Origin of the sequence: Streptomyces sp. NPDC059477, assembly GCF_042749375.1 — a bacterium.
In the GTDB taxonomy this organism is placed as follows: Bacteria; Actinomycetota; Actinomycetes; order Streptomycetales; family Streptomycetaceae; genus Streptomyces.
In genome coordinates, this window is sequence record NZ_JBHYUG010000036.1 from 42,925 (window position 1) to 59,973 (window position 17,049).

Here is a 17,049-nt window from a genome sequence, read left to right on the forward strand (position 1 = left end):
GCGGGGTCAGCGTTATTCAATGCCGCGGCAAAATTTGAGCAAAGTCCCGAGGGGGTGCGGCGGCTGCCAGTAGGTTCCAATGTCGTTGCATGGAGCATTAAAGCACGGACCAATCAAATTGCAACAGTGCCGAATTGCGTTCTGGATGTGTGCCGTAAAGCTGCTCTAATATGTTTCGCCTGAGGGGTGGAATACCCTCGGTGTCCACGTTGCCGGATGGGGGAGTGATGTAGGGAATGTTGCCAGCCGTACGGACTTGAGTTACGGTCTGTTCATCTGATCGGCGAACGGGGCAGTATGTGAGCCGATAGATCCGACGGGCCGCCCGATTAAACGCAGGAAGGTTATGCGTGTGGGCTGTTCACCTGTCTCCTTGTGCAGCTCAAAGGGCTGTGCGGACGCCATGACAGCGTTGTCTGGCCGCGTCTCGACGTATCCCTCGGCATTTCATCGAGGCCCTCGCGAATCTCAGGGTCGGGCGGGCGGGCCCTCTTCCGTTACGCCCTCCCGGCTTCTGTGGCAGTGCGCAAGAAATTGGAGGACCGAATAGGCATGTTAGTGAAAGAATCATCGAATGAATCAGCCGGTGCGTTGGCTGCGAAATCCATTCATGGCTTATTCGTGCAACGGGTGGATGAGAGTCCGAACGCCGTGGCGGTCACCGCACATGACGAGCAGCTCACCTTCGCCGAGCTGGATTCCCGGTCCGATTTCCTGGCCGTTCGGCTCCGTGCCGCGGGGATCGGCGCGGAGGACACCGTAGGGATCTGCCTGGAACGCTCAGCGGGGTTGATAGTGGCCCTGCTCGCCGTTCTCAAATCCGGCGGGAACTACCTCGGGCTGGACACCAAACAGCCCCGGGAACGCCACCTCGCTCTTCTGGAGGACTCGGGCGCGAAGGTTGTCATCACCGCCCCCGAGTTCGTCGAGCGGCTCGGCCCCTCGGCCACCGTACTTCTCCTGGACGCCACCCCCGCACCCGCCGCGAAGCCCCCCATGACGCCACCGGATCCGGAGACGTCGGCGCGGAACACCGCGTACATCGCGTACACATCGGGATCGTCCGGCAAGCCCAAGGGTGTGTGCGTGCCCCACCAGGGTGTTCTCCGCCTGGTGCGGGACCCCGACTTCGTGGCGATCCGGCCCGACGATGTCTTTCTCCACTTCGCACCCGTCGCCTTCGACGCGTCCACCTTCGAGATCTGGGGCGCACTGCTCAACGGCTGCCGGCTGGTCGTGGCACCGCCGGGCGACATCACGCCCGCCGACCTCGCCGCGTTCATCCGGGAGAACCGGATCACCATCGCCTGGCTGACCGCGGGCCTCTTCCACGCCGTCGTCGAGTCCGGCATCCAGAACCTGCGCGGACTGCGTCACCTGTTGGCCGGCGGCGATGTGCTCTCCGCCGCCCATGTCGACCGCGCGCTGAGCGAACTGCCCGGGACCACCCTGACCAACGGCTACGGGCCGACCGAGAACACCACCTTCACCGCCTGCCACGCGTTCACCGGTGCGGTGGGGGACGGCCCCGTGCCGATCGGGCGGCCCATCCGCGGTACCAGCGTCCACCTGCTCGACGACACCTATGAGCCCGTCGCCGACGGAGAGGTGGGCCGGCTCTACGCGGCGGGACTCGGCCTCGCCCACGGCTATCTGCACGCTGCCGCGCTGACCGCCCAGCAGTTCGTGCCGGACCCCTTCTCCGACGTGCCCGGCGCGCGCATGTACGACACGGGCGATCTGGCCCGCCGCCGGTCCGACGGCACACTTGAGTTCCACGGCCGGGCCGACCAGCAGGTGAAGATCCGGGGCTTCCGCATCGAGCCCGGCGAGATCGAGGCCGTGCTGCGCGCCGACCCCGAGATCGCCGACGCCGCCGTCGTCGCGCAGCACACCTCGGACACCGAACGCCATCTGACGGCGTACTACGTCAGCGACGAGGTCGTCACCACCGCCGAACTGCGCCGCGGCCTCGGACGCAGCCTGCCCGCCTACATGATCCCGGCCCTCTTCGTCCGGCTCCGCGCGCTGCCGCTGAACGCCAACGGCAAAGTGGACCGGGCACAGCTCGCCGCGATGCCCCGGCCGCAGCGCCCCGAGATGATCAGCTCCTACCGCGCGCCGACCACCGGCATGGAGAGCTGGCTCACCGAACTCTGGGCCGACTTCATGGGATTCTCCCCGGTGGGGGTCGACGACGACTTCTTCGAACTCGGCGGCCACTCCCTGATGGCGGCCCGCATCACCGGCGAGATCAGCGCCGAGTACGACGTGAACCTGCCCGCGGTGGCCTTCTACGAGCACCCGACGATCGATGAACTGGCAGCCCACCTCACCACCCTGACCACCGCCCACGAGAGCGACGGCACGCGGGCCGGGTGACCTCTTCCTCCTGGAGAGAGCGAGACCGATGAGAATCAGCACCCCCCACCCGGGCGGCCCCGGCCCCGACATCGATCTGGACGCGGTGAATCTGGCCGACCCACAGCTCTACGCCGCCGGCGACCCGCACGCGATCTGGACGGTCATGCGGGAACGCGCCCCGGTGCACCGCCAGATCCTCCCCGACGGCCGGTCGTTCTGGTCGGTGACGAAACACGGGGACGTCAATGACGTCCTGCGCGACCACACCCGGTTCACCTCCCACCGCGGCACGGTGCTGTCCGTCCTGGGCGGTACCGACCCGGCGGGCGGCAAGATGCTGGCGGCCAGCGACCCGCCCGTGCACACCGCGATGCGTGAACCGCTGAACAAAGCGCTCTCGCACCGCACGCTGAAATCCCGCCAGCCACAGATCCGCCGGGTGGTGCACCGGCTGCTCGCCCCCCTGCTGGACGGAGGCACCTGGGACGTGGCCGCAGCCGCCGCCGGCTTCCCGCTGGCGTTCACCGGCGCGCTGATGGGGCTGCCCGAGGCCGACTGGCCACGACTCACCCGGCTGACCACCATGGCCGTCGCCCCGGACGACCCCGACTACCGGGAGAGCACCGGGGACAGCACGCTGACCGCCGCCCACCACGAACTGTTCGCGTACCTCTCCGGCCAGGTCAAGCGACGGGTCCGGCACGGAGTCACCGAGGACGACCTGATCGGCTTCCTCATGGAGATGGAACTGGACGCCGACGGAAGAAGGCTGCGCCACGACGAGATCGTCTACAACGCCTACAGCCTGCTCCTGGGCGCCAACGTCACCACACCGCACACGATCGCCGCCACCGTCCTCGCGCTGATGGAGCACCCCCACGAGTACCGGCGGCTGCTCGCCGATCCGTCGCTGACCAACAGCGCGGTCGAGGAAGGGCTGCGCTGGGCCTCGCCTGCCAATCACTTCCTGCGCTACGTCACCCAGGACATCACCCTGCGCGGCCAGGAACTGAAGGCCGGCGACGCGGTGGTGGCCTGGCTGGGCTCGGCCAACCGCGACGAGGAGGTCTTCGCCGACCCGTTCCGCTTCGACGTGACCCGCTCCCCGAACCGCCATGTGGCCTTCGGATTCGGACCCCACTACTGCATCGGGGCCCCCTTGGCCCGCATCGCGCTGCGGCTGCTGTTCGAGGAGATCGTCACCCTCGTCGAGGCGTTCGCTCCCGCCGGGCCTGTCGAGCACCTCATGTCGAACTTCGTCGCGGGAATCAAGCGGATGCCCGTCACCGCGATCTTGCGCGAGGGCGCCGCACAGACCCTGGCGGAAGCGGTCGCGGCGGACGGCCCGGTGCCGGCCTGACGCCCGCACGGCCCACATTCCCCCTGAGAAAGCGATAGGGACCATGCCTCCTGCCAACCGACCGAACAAGATGCTCCTGCGCCCGCCGAAGCAGGACAGCGCGGCGAGACTCTTCTGTTTCCCGTACTCCGGCCTCGGCGCGTCGATGTACAACAAATGGCCGCAGCAGATCGGCGACGTGGAGATCTGCCGCGTCCAGTTCCCCGGCCGTGAGAACCGCTTCCGCGAGCCCCACTACGGCACCTACGAAGAACTGGCCGAGCAGGTCACCGCGGGGCTGCTGCCGTACTTCGACCGGCCTTTCGCCTTCTTCGGTCACTGCGGCGGCGCCCTGCCCGGGTTCGCCACCGCCCTGCACCTGGCCCGCGCGGGCCTGCCCACCCCGGACACGCTCTTCATCTCCTCCCAGGTCGCCCCGCACGACGGCCCGTTCGGGCGTTTCCTCCACCTCACCAACGCGGAACTGGCGGTCGAACTGGCCAAACTGACCCGGGCGATGGGAGGCACTCCGAGCCCGGACATGATTCAGATGAGCCTGCGTGTCCTGCGGGCCGACATCACCGCCAATCAGCGCTACCACCTGACCGAACCGGTGGTGCTGCCCTGCGCGGTCCATACGATCGGATGGAGCGAGGACAAGGAGATCCGCCCCGACCAGATGGGCGGCTGGCCCGCGTACACCACGGACGGGCGGTTCGCCGAGACGATCCTGGAGGGCGGCCACCACACCTTCCTCGACGCTCCCCCCGCACTCCTCACCACCCTGACGGAGCGTCTGCGCTCCGCGGCGGCACCGTCCGGATGAGCACGTCACCTCCTCCCGACGGCTTCAACACACTCTGTGATCGGCGGACTCTGACCACATGCCCCCTCTCCCCACGACCGCGCTGACCCGTATCCCGGGATTCCGGCGCCTGCTCACCGGACGCACACTGTCCATGCTGGCCACCTGTCTCGTGCCCACCGCACTGACCCTGGCGGTCATCGATTCGACCCTCTCGGCGGGTGACCTCGGGCTGGTACTGGCCTGCGAGCTGATCCCGCAGCTGCTGCTCCTGCCGATCGGCGGAGTCCTGGCCGACCGGCTGCCGCCCCAGCGGGTGGCGTTCGCCGCCGACCTGGTGCGCGGACTGGCCCAACTGGGCATCGGCATAGCCCTGTTGAACGGCTCGGTGAACCTCCTCTACCTCTGCGTCCTCTCCTCCGTCACCGGCGTCGGCGTCGCCATCGGCACCCCCACGGTGTCGCCCCTCGTCACCGCCGTGGTGCCCCATGAGGCCCGGCTCCGCGCCAACAGCTACCTCGGCACGACCCGGGGCATCGCGCTGGTCGCCGGCCCCGGCATCGTCGGAGTCATGGTCATCACCATCGGCGTGGGCTGGTCGTTCGTGCTGACCGCGGCACTGTTCCTCCTGGCCGCCACCACCCTGGGCGGCCTGAAGGTGACCCGGCACGAGCGCCCGGCCGGCCACAGCACCTTCCGCGGCGACCTGGCCGAGGGCTGGCAGGTGGTCCGCTCGCACCGCTGGTTCTGGACCAACCTCGTCGGCCACGGCGTCTCCAACCTGACCGCGGGCGTGCTGGCGACGCTCGGCCCGCTGATCGCGGTCCGTGAACTGGGCGGTGACACGTCCTGGGTCATCACCTACCAGTGCGGGATGGTGGGCATGCTGCTCGGCGCCTATCTCGCACCCAGGCTGCCCATTTCACGGCCACTGGTCGCGACCTCGCTCGGCGGCGCCGCCTTCGCCCTGCCCCTGCTCACGTTCGCGGTACCCGCGCCGACCGCGGTCAACTCGGCCGCCTATTTCGTGGCGATGCTGGGGCTGGGCGTACTGAACACCGTGTGGCAGACCGTCATACAGCAGCGGTTCGAACCGCACACCCTGGCCCGCGCGGACTCCTACGACGCCCTGCTCTCCTTCGCCGCCCGCCCGCTCGGCCTCGCCCTGGCCGCCCCGGTCGCGGCCACGACCGGCAATGCCGCCGTGCTGGTGGTGGCGGCCGTCCTGGTCGGCGCGGGCAGCCTCGGCCTGCTGGCCCTGCGCGAGGTACGCACGATGCGCTTCGTCACGCCCGAGGAAACCGCACCCGAGACAGTGCCGGCCGCCGCGAAGACGGCGGACAGTTCCTGATCTCTGGCGCGAGAACAGGGTGGGCAGCGGTCGTTCAACAGGCTGACTGTCTTGAGCGCGGCGGGTACCGCGGCCCACCCACGCGAGCCGCGCCCGGCTCTCCACCGCCGGGCGGTGCGCCGAGCTTCGCTGGAGGCGGCGCAGCCCTCAGTGAGTGGCTTCGAGCCGGTCGCGGTAGTGGCGGGGGGAGACACCGAGCCGGGCCACGAAGGTCCGCCGCAGTGTCTCCGGGCTGCCGAACCCGGCGGCCCGTGCGCTCTCGGCCACGCTGTGACCGGCGTCGAGCAGGGCCTTGGCGTGGTCCAGCCGTACCCGTTCGACGAACCTGGCTGGCGTAGTGCCGAGTTCGGCGTTGAACAGACGGGTGAGATGCCGTGGACTCACACCGGCGAGGGCGGCCAGCGAATCCGTACTGTGCTCCTGCGCGGGCTGCGCCGAGACGAGGTCGGTGACCGCCCGCAGGGTGGGCGTGCGCGGCACGCTCACCGTCAGCGGTGCGGAGAACTGGGACTGCCCTCCCGGGCGCTGCATGAACATGACCAGGTTGCGGGCGACGTGACGGGCGAGATCCGGGCCGTGGTCACGCTCGACGAGGAAGAGCGCGAGGTCGATACCGGCGGTGGCACCCGCGGAGGTGAAGACGCCGCGATCCTCGACGAACAACGCGTCGGGCTCGACATGAATGTCGGGGTAGGCGCGCGCGAGCAGCCGCGCGTGGCGCCAGTGTGTGGTCGCGCGATGCCCCGCGAGCAGCCCTGCGGCAGCGAGGACGAACGAGCCGGTGCAGATCGAAACCAGCCTGCGGGTACGCGCGCGCAACTGCCGGACGGCCTCGGTGAGATCCGACGGAATCGGCTCGGTGACGAGTGGGTCCCCGCCCGAGACGACGACCGTGTCGGCGTCGACTTCCGCCGCGGCCGAGTCCACGGACAGGCGCGTACCGATCGACGTACGGACCGGCTCTCCGGACGGCGACGCGTAGCGCAGCGAGTAGCGGGCGCCAAGGATATTGGCCTCCGCGAACACCTCTGCGGGGCCGGAGAGGTCGAGCATCTTCATGCCGTCGAACGCGAGGAAGGCGACACGATGGAGGGCCGTGCGGTGATGGGCCGTGCGGTGGTGTGCCATGCGGTGGTGGGGACCTTTCTTCGAACGGAACCGGGACACCGGACGTGCATCCCGAAGTCCGTGCCGTCGCCGGGCCCGCACCGAGGAGCCGTGACGGGAACCGCCGGCCCGCCCCGCCGCGAACAGTGAGGGGCGGGCCGGCGCAGGAGCCGTTCGTCCGGCCGCGGGCTCAGAGCGCGCCGAAGGCCTCGCAGGCCTTCCGCACCCCTTCGCCATAGGCGGGATCGGCGTTGCCGCAGTTCTCGATGTGCTTCAGCACCGTCTTGTGCTGCGCACCCTTGATCGCCCGTGCGGTGTTGTCGAAGAGCGCCTGCCGCTCTCCCGGAGTCATCGACCGGAACAGGATGCCGGGCTGGGTGAAGTAGTCGTCGTCGTCCTCGCGGAAATCGAAGTGATCGGCCGTTGACCCGATGGCCTGTGCGGGGTCGGCGTAGCTCGGCTGCTCCGCCCACCGGCCGAAGTTGTTGGGTTCGACACCCGGGACACCACCCTGGTTGCCGTCGACGCGCATCGCCCCGTCGCGGTGATAGGTGTTGACCAGCTTGGCGCCACGCGGGTAGTTGACCGGCACCTGGTGGTGGTTGACGCCGACCCGGTAACGCGCGGCGTCGCCGTAGGAGAACAGCCGTCCCTGAAGCATCTTGTCCGGGCTGAAGGAGATGCCGGGGACAAGGTTGGCCGGGGTGAAGGCGGCCTGCTCGATATCGGCGAAGTAGTTGTCCGGGTTGCGGTTGAGTTCGAATTCACCGACCTCGATGAGCGGGTAGTCCTTCTTGCTCCACACCTTGGTGAGGTCGAACGGGTGGAATCGATAGGTTCCGGCGTCGGACTCGGGCATGATCTGCACGAAGAGAGTCCACTTCGGGAATTCGCCGCGCTCGATCGATTCGTACAGGTCCCGCCCGTGCGACTCGCGGTCGTGGGCGATGACGTTCGCCGCCTCCTCGTCCGTCAGGTTCTCGATACCCTGCTGGGTGCGGAAGTGGAACTTCACCCAGTTCCGTTCACCGGCCGCGTTGATGAGACTGAAGGTGTGCGAGCCGAACCCATGCATGTGCCGGTAGGACCTGGGAATGCCCCGGTCACTCATGACGATGGTGACCTGGTGCAGGGACTCGGGAAGGCCCGTCCAGAATCCCCAGTTGTTCTCGGGATTGCGGAGATTGGTGCGAGGGTCCCGCTTGACCGCGCGGTTGAGGTCCGGGAACTTCAACGGGTCGCGGTGAAAGAAGACCGGTGTGTTGTTGCCGACGACGTCCCAGTTGCCTTCCTCGGTGTAGAAACGCACCGAGAAACCCCGGATATCGCGCTCCGCGTCGGCGGCGCCCCGCTCGCCCGCGACGGTGGAGAACCGGGCGACCATCTCACATTCGTTGCCGACCTCGCCGAAGATCGCGGCCTTGGTGTAGTGAGAAATATCGTGCGTGACCCGGAACGTGCCGAACGCGCCCGATCCCTTGGCGTGCATACGTCGCTCGGGGATGACCTCACGGTCGAAGTGGGCGAGCTTCTCGATGAGCCACAGATCCTGCAACAGCAGCGGACCCCGGGCGCCGGCGCTCATACTGTTCTGGTTGTCCGTGACGGGTGCTCCCGCCGCGGTGGTCAGCGGGTTGGTGTTCTCTTCGAAAGCCATTTCATCTCCTAAAGGTTGATGGGCGTCGTGTTCAAGTCATGTCGCTGTTCGGGGGAGTTGCTGCACGAAAGGCACAATCCCCAGAAGACCACTTCGGCTTCGAGGACGACGAACCCGTCGGTCGCCGACGGCGTCAGACAGGGCCGCCTCCTCACGGCACAGTCGACATCGGCGACAGCACCGCAGGCCCGGCACACGGCATGGTGGTGATTGTCACCGGAGCACAGCTCGAAGAGTCCGGGCGAGCCGGACGGCTGGAATTTCCGGACGAGTCCGGCCTCGACCAACGCGGCCAATACGTTGTAGATGGCCTGGGGCGACGCCGCGCCGATCTCCTCCCGTACGGTGCGGGCGACGAATCCGGCGTCGGAGTGCGGGTGCTGCTCCAGTACGTTCAGCACGGCAGTTCGCTGCGCGGTGACGCGCAGGGAGGCCCCCCGCAATCGTTCCGCCTGATCTCTGACAAGCAACTGGCATCACCTCACTGCTTCCGGAGTGTCGTGCTGGATGCTCTCGGCGAACTCCGATGAGCGTCCCTGCGATCACGTCAGGTGCGAGGAATCCAGAGCCATGCACCGACTTGACTGACTCCAGTGTTTGGGTGACCCGGACCTTTGCCCACCACGTGAACGGACCTCCATCCCACGGATCCGGACAGGCGCGGCCCGATACAGAGCGGCGAAGCTCCGCCGGAGGCGGCGGTCCTTCGAACGCCCGACAACACCAACGAACGGTCACGCGCCGGAGTCAGTGGCACGGACTCCGGCGCCCGTGGCGCTGAGGCGGCACTGCTACGGGATGGTCGAAACCCCAAGGTGACGCACGGCGGGGTGCTGCCGGTGCGTCATCGCTGCCACGCGTTGCGCGGGCGCGTATGGGGCAGTGCGGTGATCGATGGGCATCGCGGCTTGAGCGTGGAGCGGGCGTCCGTCCGAGATGCGGGCCCCGGCGATCCGCGGCTGCGCCAGGCAACCTCCCGCATCACCGGGATCGTCGCGCCCATTCTCACCCTCGCCTCGGCTGTCCGCCGCTGAGAGGCCCGCCTTCCCTGGCACACGGCAACTCCCCCTCCAGATGACGGCGGTTGTCGCACCTTCGCCTGTGAGCGTGCCCTACCGCTAGGCGCCGCGATGATGCCCGGAGGGCTCTGGCCATGGCAGGCGAAACACCCGCCGCCCCGCTGGCGAAGGCGACACCACCGGAGGCATCCAACTCGTCAGATAAGCTGCCGCCTCCAGTAGTGGCGTCTTGGTGAAGAGGTTGTGAATGAAGACAGGTAGACGGACCGTCGCGGTGGCCACGCTCGTGGGGGCGCTGGGGCTCTCGGTGCTGAACGCGCCGACGGCTCAGGCGGCGAACACGGGCATCACCGTGTCGGGCATCGTCATCAACAACGGCAAGCCGATCGTCGTCGGCACGTCGCAGGAGATAGAGCCGCCCATCAGCTTCAACATCACGCTGCCTGCCGGGTACAGCACCGCAGACCCCTTCCGCTACGACGCGTACCCCTTCCTCTACCGCGGCAGCATCAAGACGGCGGCCGACACCGGAGAGAACTTCATCCAGCCGGGCAGCTACACCTGCTACGAGATCGACTCCAAGCGCGCCGAGTGCGAGGGCAACCTCTACATCGACCCGCACCCGAGCCAGGAACACGCCGATTCCAACAGCGACGCCACGGCCTGGAAGGTCGGCGTCTCACTGAAGCTGTTCAAGGCCAACGGCGGCCTCAAGGCAGAGGAGTTGGAGACGCGGTCCGCGACCGTCCAGCTCAGGCGCGCGGCCAAGGCAACCGCCAACGCCTCGCCGGAGCCGGTCACCAAGGGCAAGCCGATCACCGTCACGGGCAAGCTGACCCGGGCGAACTGGAGCACGAAGAAGTACGACGCCTACAGCGGCCGTACGGTCAGCCTCCAGTTCCGTGCCAAGGGTGCCGATGCCTTCAAGACGGTCAAGAAGGTCACCACCAGCAGCACCGGGAGTCTGAAGACCACGGTCACCGCCTCGGTCGACGGCTCCTACCGCTGGGTGTACTCCGGCGACTCCACGACCGGCGTCGCCACCAGCACGGCCGACTACGTTGACGTGCGCTGACGCCCTCGGCACACTGCCCCGTCTCCGGCCGATCACGCCGCCGGGCTGTTCAGCCAGGCTCTGACCTGCCGGTACGGGACGAACCCGCAGATCCCGTGCCCGGACTGCCAGGCGGCACACCATCCGGGCACGGGCAGAGGGGCACCGCCCCAGGAGGAGCCGGATCGGGAGAAGTCCGGTGAGACTGGCCGGTGTAGATGGCCGCCGGGCCGTACCCGGTGGTGTTGATGCCGAACATCAGGACGTCGGCGGGCATCGCGTCCGACACGGACGTCACGGCGCGGGAGCCTGGCCGGCCTCACCGATCCACGAGCACAACACACCGACCCGCCCCGGCCCAGCGGGTGCTGGAACGTGCCGTCGGCGAAGCCCACCAGGTAGACAGTGCAACCTCGCCTAGGACCTGCACCACCGCACCCCCCATCCCCCACCCCCACTTGGGTGAAATCCCTCCCCTCCCGCACCACATATGACAAGGTGCTGTGAAGGTGGCGGGGAGATTCCATGGGGGTACGGCATATGTCAGAGCTGCGGAAGGGCGAGAACACGGCGGTCGGCTCCGGGCGGATGATCGCCGAGCTGCACACCGTGGGCGCTCCGGTCGATCTGAGCGCTCTGCTGGTCGGCGCGGACGGCAAGGTCAGGTCCGATGACGACCTGGTGTTCTACAACCAGCCCTCCGGCGAGTCCGGCGCCGTCCGGCACCTGGCCGCCGATGGCGAAGGACCCGAGCGCATCGAGATGGACCCGGCGGCCCTCCCCGCAGGCGTGGACCGGGTCGTCCTGGTGGCGAGTTGCGACCCGGACGACACGGCTCGCACCTTCAGAGAGGTCAAGGAGGTACGGGTACGAGCCGCCCAGCAGGGCGCCGATCCCGTCCACTTCCGCCCGCCAGCCCTCGTCGACGGTGAACGGGCCGTGCTCCTGATGGAGCTGTACCGCAGAGGCTCGGCCTGGAAGCTCCGGGCCATCGGCCAGGGCTACGCCAACGGCCTGGCGGGCCTGGCCGCCGACTACGGCATCGAGGTCGAGGAGCCGGAGGAGACAGCTGCCCCGGTGGCATCGGCCCCGGACGAACCCGCCCGCAGCGCATCGACCCCGGCGAAAAACGTACCCCCACACCCTCCCATGAGCCTGCACAAGCCTCCGCTGGGCAGGGTCAGTCTCGACAAGGGCAGTCAGGTCTCCATCGGCCTGGACAAGAAGGACCGCGAACTGGTGGTCACCACGTCCCTGGAATGGGACGGCGGCAGCGAGCAGCGCCGCCGACAGGGTGCGGACCTCGACCTGTACGCCCTGTTCGTGCCCGCCTCGAAGGCACTGCGGGGAAAGAAGGCGCCCGGCACCGTCGTCAGGTCCGGCCATGTGGCGAAGGGCGAGCCCCTGCGGCCCGGGACGCCCGCCACGGCTGCCACCCCGGCAACGGCGAAGAAGGGCAAAGGAGCGGACGTCGTCTACTACAAGCGACTCGGCTCGATGAAGAGCCGACCCTACATCCGGCTCGACGGCGACTCCCGCGTCCCGGGCCGTGAGTCCCTTCGTATCGTCCGGCCCGACGAGCAGGGCTACGTCCTGCTGTGCGCCTACTCCGCCGTCGGTAACGGTGTCGGCTCCTTCCGCAGTTTCGGCGCGAAGGTCGTGGTCGAAGACGGGCGCGGCTCGACGGTCACCGTCCCGCTCTACGAGAACACCAAGACGCGCTACTGGGTCGCCATCGCCCTGGTCGACTTCACCGCCTCCGACGGAGCGGCGATCCACCACATCGAGGCGTACAGCGCCCGCATGACGGAACGGCGCCCGGTCCTCCACCCGGACGGCACCATCGAGATGAACGCGGGACCGGTGGAATTCAAGAGGCGCTGACCGTCCCCGATCACTTTGCCCACGGATTCAGGTCGGCGAAGGCTCGGTGCCACCCTTTCCTCCCCCCGCAGTCGGCGCCTCCTGCCAGCACCAGCACGGGCTACCTCGTGCTGGCCGGTCCGGAGGAAGACGAGTTCTGGTGGGGCCGAATGACGGGGAACGTCACCCCGGTGAGGTCTTCGGAGACGGCCCACAGCCGCTGCTGGACGGCTGCCTCGTACGACTCCGGGCTGGAGGTGACCAGCCGGGGGTGGCCCTTGATCTCGTTGCGCCCGCCGGGACCGTAGTACTGGCCGCCGAGCGCGGCGGGGTCGGTGGCGGCGCGCAGGGTCGGCAGCGCGCCCATCGCCGGAGGCTGGGTGATCAGCGGCGCGAGCCAGGTGAGCGGAAGCTGGAGGGCCGCGGGGGTGTTGCGGGCCAGTTCGGTGCTGGACATGCCGGGGTGCGCGGCCAGCGCGACGGTGGTGCCGTGCGGGGCGAGCCGACGCTGTAGCTCGTACGTGAACATCAGGTTGGCCAGCTTGGACTGACCATAGGCGGCGACCCGGCTGTACGAGCGCTCCCACTGCAGGTCGTCGAAGTGGATCGCGGCCCGGATACGGTGGCCGATGCTGCTGACCGTCACGACGCGCGAGCCGGGCACCGGCAGCATCAGGTCCAGCAGCAGGCCGGTGAGCGCGAAGTGGCCGAGATGGTTGGTGCCGAACTGCATCTCGAAGCCGTCCCGGGTGGTCTGCTTCGGGGTGTACATCACGCCGGCGTTGTTGATCAGCAGGTCGATCCGGTCGAGCCGGGACCGCAGCGCCGCCGCCGCGGTGCGGATGGAGTCGAGCGAGGTCAGGTCCAGCGCCTGCACGGTCACGTCGCCGGTCATCCGGGCCGCGGCCTGCTCGCCCTTGCCGACGTTGCGCACGGCGAGCACCACGGACGCCCCGTGCTCGGCGAGCGCCTTGGCGGTCTCGTACCCCAGTCCGGTGTTGGCCCCGGTCACCACGGCCACCCGCCCGCCCTGGTCCGGAATGTTCGCTGTCGTCCACTTCTCGCTCATGTCGGGCTCCCACCAGGCTAACGTACCGAAGGTATCTTGTGTCATCGACGTTAAAGTACTTTCGGTACGTTGTCAACGTACCGCAGGTACCCAAGTTAGGCTGGTGATCGTGACTTTCCAGCGGGCGCGCACCGAAGAGCAGCGGGAGATACGCCGACGGGCGATCCTCGACATGGCGTCGGCGATGCTCGACGAGATGCCCGTGGCCGCGGTCACCCTGAACGAGCTCAGCCGTCGGGTGGGCCTGGCGAAGCCGAACGTGCTGCGCTACTTCGAGTCCCGAGAGGCGGTGCTGCTGGAGCTGCTGGACCAGTTCCTGCGGGAGTGGCTGACGGAACTGGCGGACGAGTTGGCCGCGGGTGTCGACGAAGAGCTACCCATGCCGGAGCGAGCGACAGCGGTGGCCGAGATCCTCAGCACCTCACTCTCCGGCCGTATGGTGCTGTGCGAGCTCTTCGGCGCACAGGGCAGCGTCCTGGAGCACAACGTCTCCGTCGAGGTCGTGGCACGCTACAAGCGCGCCTCCCTGGACCGCCTCACCACCATGACCGCGCTGATCCAGAAGTACCTGCCGGAGCTGGGCGAGAACGCGACGCTGTTCAGCCTGCACACCATGGTCATGGCCGGCGCGCTGTCGGCGTACAGCACACCCCCACCCAGCCTGCGAGCGGCCTACCAGGCCGAACCCGACCTGGCCCGCTTCCACCTGGGGCTGAAGGACAACTTGAGGCTGGCCCTGACCGCAACCCTCCTGGGCGCGCTGCCCCGCCACTGACACGCGTGGCACCGGACCGGCCCCGACCACTTCGGTCTCTGCGTCAACGCTCTCCCGAAATGTGCGGAGCTGCGGCAAGCGCGGCCGTCCCGGGCCCGCTCGCCGCCCGCTTGCCCTGCTCATGCGCGCCGGAGCCCCGCAGCCGGCGGGGGCGGCCGGCTGCTCACATGGCTGCCGCCTCTCCCGAGTGGCCGTACATGGCCTTGGAAGCGTCGTGGATCAGCGTGTGGACCCTGGAGCGTAGCTCCGCGAACTCGGGTAGCGCGCGGGTCCGGAGCCGGTCGCGCACGGGTCCGAAGGGGACCCGGAGCGTATCGACCACTGAGGCGGGGGAGCCGCCGAGGACCACGATCGTGTCGGCCAGATAGATCGCCTCATCGATGTCGTGCGTGATCAGGATGATTGCCTGACCGCTCTCCTCGCGGACCCTCAGTGTCAGATCTTCGAGCTCGCCGCGGGTCTGGGCATCGACCGACGCGAAGGGTTCGTCCATCAGCAGCACCGGGGGACCGAAGGCGAGAGCACGGGCGATGGCGACGCGCTGCTGCATGCCTCCGGACAGCTGCCACGGCCTGCTCCGGCAGTGACCGTCGAGGTTCACCTCGGCGATCGCGCTCTGCACGCGGGTCCGCCGCTCACTGGCGGACATCCGGCCGAGCAGGGGGAGTGCGACATTGTCCTCGACCGTCATCCAGGGCATGAGTGAACGGCTGTAGTCCTGGAACACCAGCCCGATGTCCCGGCTGGGGCCCGTCAGCTTCTCGCCCTTGATGAGCACCTCGCCGTACGTGGCGATCTGGAGGCCGGCGATACACCTGAGGATCGTTGTCTTGCCCACCCCGGACGGCCCGACGATGCACACGAACTCGCCTGGGCCGACGGTGAAGGAGACCTCACCGAGGACGCGTCGCCGGTTCTTCTTGACGGAGTACTCATGGCCCACGGAACGGACCTCGACCAGGTGAGATGCAGGGGCGTCCGGCGGACGCTCATCGACGGTCATGGGGTGGGTTCCTCGGTCTTTTTTCAGGGAAGGGGTGGCGGCGTCTCGGCTCATACCGGCTCTCTCCGGGACTTGGTCGGCGGGTGGTTGCGGAGCAGGAACCGTTCCGCCGAGCGGAAGAGCACGCTCAGGACGTAGCCCGTCACCCCGAGCACGACCATGCCGCTCCACATGTCGACCACGGCCCAGGTCCGCTGTGAGGTAAGGACGAAGTGCCCGATCCCGTGAGCGGAGCCCTGCATCTCGCTGACGACGATGAGTGCGATCGAGATGTACAGGGCGGTCCTGGCCCCGGCAATGATCTGCGGGAGTGCCACGCCCAGGCGAACTCGGAAGAACCGGCTGACCTGTGACAGCCGGAAAGCCTCCTCAAGATCGCGAACGCTGGGGTCGATGCCCTGGACCGCGGCGACGGTGTTGATGAGGACGGGCCATACGGCACCGAACGCGATCACGGTGATACGCATGCTCTCATCGAGCCCCAGCAGAAGGATCGCAACAGGCAGGACGGCAACCGCCGGCATGGCCCGCGCGAACTCAAGGATGGGGTCGAGCGCATCGCACAGACGGCGGAGGCTGCCGATGAGCAGCCCTGCCAGCACACCCGCCGCGACCGCGATCACATACCCGATCAGCATGTTGTACAGGCTCGGCAGGAGGTCGGTCACCGTGTGGTCGAAGATCCACAGTTCACCGACGGTCGACATGATGTTGGCGAGCGACGGGAAGTAGAGACTCGTGCTGTCCGACGAGACCAGCCACCAGAGCACCACCAGACCGACGGGCAGCCACAGGGAGATGAGGATCTTGCGCAGGATCGACGTCACGCGGATCGCCTCCTCACGGACGGATGCCAACTGATCAGCGCACGTTCGACGGCACGCATCACCAGGTTCAGGGCAACTCCGAGGAACGCGGTGGCGATCGCCAGAGCCTGTACGTCGTCCCCGCGCCCGGCCTGTTGCGCGCTGATCAGCTCACCGCCGAGGCCCGCCGCCCCTCCGACGTACTCCGAGGCGATGGACAGCAGGAGCGAGAGGGTGAGAGCGACCCGGACGCCGACGAGGATGCCAGGAAGGCTGGCCGGCAGATAGACCTTCAGCCAGCGGAACCGCCTGCCGATCCCGAACCCGTCCAGTACGTCGTGCTGGAGCGGGTCGACCTCACGGATCGCATCGGTGGTCCGGTTCAGCAACGGCCAGCAAGCACCGTAACCGATCAGCAGGAGCTTCATGGGAAGCGTCGGCCCGAACATGAGAAGGCCGAGGGGCAGGAAGCAGACCGCGGGGATGGCACTCACGAAGTCGAGCAGGAAACGGCTGCTCGCATGGGCGAAGCCGCTGACCCCGACCAGCATTCCCAAGGGAACCGCGACCGCGACCGCGATGGCGAGTCCTACGCTCGTGCTCAGCAGCGTCTGTGCGAGAGCGCTCCACAGCACCGTGCCCTGCGCCAGGGTCGCCAGCGCCAGGGCGGTCTGCCAGGGTGAGACGATTCCCGTGATCGCGGTGCTCGCCAGCGCCCAGACGGCCAGGAGTGCCGGGGCGGGGCGGCGCAGACTCCGGCCCCCCGCCCCCGCGGCGGGGCGCGGCGCCGGGCACCGCGCCGGAGCCCCCCACACAAACACACCCCCAAGCACACAC

The 17,049-nt window shown here is 68.3% G+C and carries 14 protein-coding genes; 7 read left to right on the forward strand and 7 right to left on the reverse strand.

Annotation, left to right across the window (positions count from 1 at the left end):
* Positions 1 to 630 precede the first annotated feature (630 nt).
* From ACFXAZ_RS19615 to ACFXAZ_RS19630, 4 genes are read left to right on the forward strand one after another with little or no spacing between them, the layout of a single operon-like run.
* A complete protein-coding gene (locus ACFXAZ_RS19615) occupies positions 631 to 2,382 on the forward strand; it encodes an amino acid adenylation domain-containing protein (RefSeq protein WP_384592425.1) in 1,752 nt (583 codons plus the stop codon).
* 28 nt (positions 2,383 to 2,410) lie between these two features.
* Positions 2,411 to 3,724 (forward strand): cytochrome P450, encoded by a 1,314-nt coding sequence (locus ACFXAZ_RS19620; RefSeq protein WP_384592428.1) that lies wholly within the window; start codon positions 2,411 to 2,413, stop codon positions 3,722 to 3,724.
* 43 nt (positions 3,725 to 3,767) lie between these two features.
* The gene (locus ACFXAZ_RS19625; protein WP_384592431.1) at positions 3,768 to 4,529 is read left to right on the forward strand and encodes a thioesterase II family protein; all 762 of its coding nucleotides are present in this window, start codon (positions 3,768 to 3,770) and stop codon (positions 4,527 to 4,529) included.
* Positions 4,530 to 4,587: 58 nt separating this feature from the next.
* Positions 4,588 to 5,859, forward strand: coding sequence for an MFS transporter (locus ACFXAZ_RS19630; RefSeq protein ID WP_384592434.1), 1,272 nt, complete (start codon positions 4,588 to 4,590; stop codon positions 5,857 to 5,859).
* A gap of 147 nt (positions 5,860 to 6,006) precedes the next feature.
* On the opposite strand, the gene ACFXAZ_RS19635 is transcribed toward ACFXAZ_RS19630, so the two are convergent.
* The 3 genes from ACFXAZ_RS19635 to ACFXAZ_RS19645 all read right to left on the reverse strand — a co-directional run bounded on the left by ACFXAZ_RS19635 (position 6,007) and on the right by ACFXAZ_RS19645 (position 9,093).
* Complete coding sequence (locus ACFXAZ_RS19635) at positions 6,007 to 6,987, reverse strand: GlxA family transcriptional regulator (protein WP_384592437.1); 981 nt, start codon at positions 6,985 to 6,987, stop codon at positions 6,007 to 6,009.
* A 169-nt stretch (positions 6,988 to 7,156) separates the two neighbouring features.
* The gene (locus tag ACFXAZ_RS19640; RefSeq protein WP_384592440.1) at positions 7,157 to 8,623 is read right to left on the reverse strand and encodes a catalase; all 1,467 of its coding nucleotides are present in this window, start codon (positions 8,621 to 8,623) and stop codon (positions 7,157 to 7,159) included.
* A gap of 8 nt (positions 8,624 to 8,631) precedes the next feature.
* On the reverse strand, positions 8,632 to 9,093 hold the full coding sequence (locus tag ACFXAZ_RS19645) for a Fur family transcriptional regulator (RefSeq protein ID WP_384592443.1): 462 nt from the start codon (positions 9,091 to 9,093) through the stop codon (positions 8,632 to 8,634).
* Positions 9,094 to 9,889: 796 nt separating this feature from the next.
* Between ACFXAZ_RS19645 and ACFXAZ_RS19650 the strand changes: the two genes are divergently transcribed.
* Both ACFXAZ_RS19650 and ACFXAZ_RS19655 read left to right on the forward strand, forming a co-directional pair.
* A complete protein-coding gene (locus tag ACFXAZ_RS19650; protein WP_384592446.1) occupies positions 9,890 to 10,717 on the forward strand; it encodes a hypothetical protein in 828 nt (275 codons plus the stop codon).
* A gap of 519 nt (positions 10,718 to 11,236) precedes the next feature.
* Positions 11,237 to 12,580, forward strand: coding sequence for a TerD family protein (locus tag ACFXAZ_RS19655; RefSeq protein ID WP_384592449.1), 1,344 nt, complete (start codon positions 11,237 to 11,239; stop codon positions 12,578 to 12,580).
* Between the two features lie 100 nt (positions 12,581 to 12,680).
* On the opposite strand, the gene ACFXAZ_RS19660 is transcribed toward ACFXAZ_RS19655, so the two are convergent.
* Positions 12,681 to 13,628, reverse strand: coding sequence for an SDR family NAD(P)-dependent oxidoreductase (locus tag ACFXAZ_RS19660; RefSeq protein WP_384592452.1), 948 nt, complete (start codon positions 13,626 to 13,628; stop codon positions 12,681 to 12,683).
* Positions 13,629 to 13,737: 109 nt separating this feature from the next.
* On the opposite strand from ACFXAZ_RS19660, the gene ACFXAZ_RS19665 reads away from it, so the two are divergent.
* Complete coding sequence (locus tag ACFXAZ_RS19665; protein WP_384592455.1) at positions 13,738 to 14,403, forward strand: TetR/AcrR family transcriptional regulator; 666 nt, start codon at positions 13,738 to 13,740, stop codon at positions 14,401 to 14,403.
* Positions 14,404 to 14,566: 163 nt separating this feature from the next.
* On the opposite strand, the gene ACFXAZ_RS19670 is transcribed toward ACFXAZ_RS19665, so the two are convergent.
* The 3 genes from ACFXAZ_RS19670 to ACFXAZ_RS19680 form a co-directional block, all read right to left on the reverse strand.
* Positions 14,567 to 15,406 carry an ABC transporter ATP-binding protein gene (locus tag ACFXAZ_RS19670; protein ID WP_384592458.1) on the reverse strand — a complete coding sequence of 280 codons (840 nt, stop codon included), beginning with the start codon at positions 15,404 to 15,406 and terminating at the stop codon, positions 14,567 to 14,569.
* Positions 15,407 to 15,456: 50 nt separating this feature from the next.
* On the reverse strand, positions 15,457 to 16,233 hold the full coding sequence (locus ACFXAZ_RS19675; protein WP_384592461.1) for an ABC transporter permease: 777 nt from the start codon (positions 16,231 to 16,233) through the stop codon (positions 15,457 to 15,459).
* The coding region (locus ACFXAZ_RS19680; RefSeq protein WP_384592464.1) for an ABC transporter permease at positions 16,230 to 17,049 on the reverse strand (820 nt) is incomplete at its 5' end. The genes ACFXAZ_RS19680 and ACFXAZ_RS19675, both read right to left, overlap by 4 nt.

Excerpts from the sequence above, each read along its gene's own strand:
- ACFXAZ_RS19620 (WP_384592428.1), top strand. The coding sequence starts at position 2,411 with ATGAGAATCAGCACCCCCCACCCGGGCGGCCCCGGCCCCGACATCGAT.
- ACFXAZ_RS19625 (WP_384592431.1), top strand. The coding sequence starts at position 3,768 with ATGCCTCCTGCCAACCGACCGAACAAGATGCTCCTGCGCCCGCCGAAG.
- ACFXAZ_RS19630 (WP_384592434.1), top strand. The coding sequence starts at position 4,588 with ATGCCCCCTCTCCCCACGACCGCGCTGACCCGTATCCCGGGATTCCGG.
- ACFXAZ_RS19635 (WP_384592437.1), bottom strand. The coding sequence starts at position 6,987 with ATGGCACACCACCGCACGGCCCATCACCGCACGGCCCTCCATCGTGTC.
- ACFXAZ_RS19640 (WP_384592440.1), bottom strand. The coding sequence starts at position 8,623 with ATGGCTTTCGAAGAGAACACCAACCCGCTGACCACCGCGGCGGGAGCA.
- ACFXAZ_RS19650 (WP_384592446.1), top strand. The coding sequence starts at position 9,890 with ATGAAGACAGGTAGACGGACCGTCGCGGTGGCCACGCTCGTGGGGGCG.
- ACFXAZ_RS19655 (WP_384592449.1), top strand. The coding sequence starts at position 11,237 with ATGTCAGAGCTGCGGAAGGGCGAGAACACGGCGGTCGGCTCCGGGCGG.
- ACFXAZ_RS19660 (WP_384592452.1), bottom strand. The coding sequence starts at position 13,628 with ATGAGCGAGAAGTGGACGACAGCGAACATTCCGGACCAGGGCGGGCGG.
- ACFXAZ_RS19670 (WP_384592458.1), bottom strand. The coding sequence starts at position 15,406 with ATGACCGTCGATGAGCGTCCGCCGGACGCCCCTGCATCTCACCTGGTC.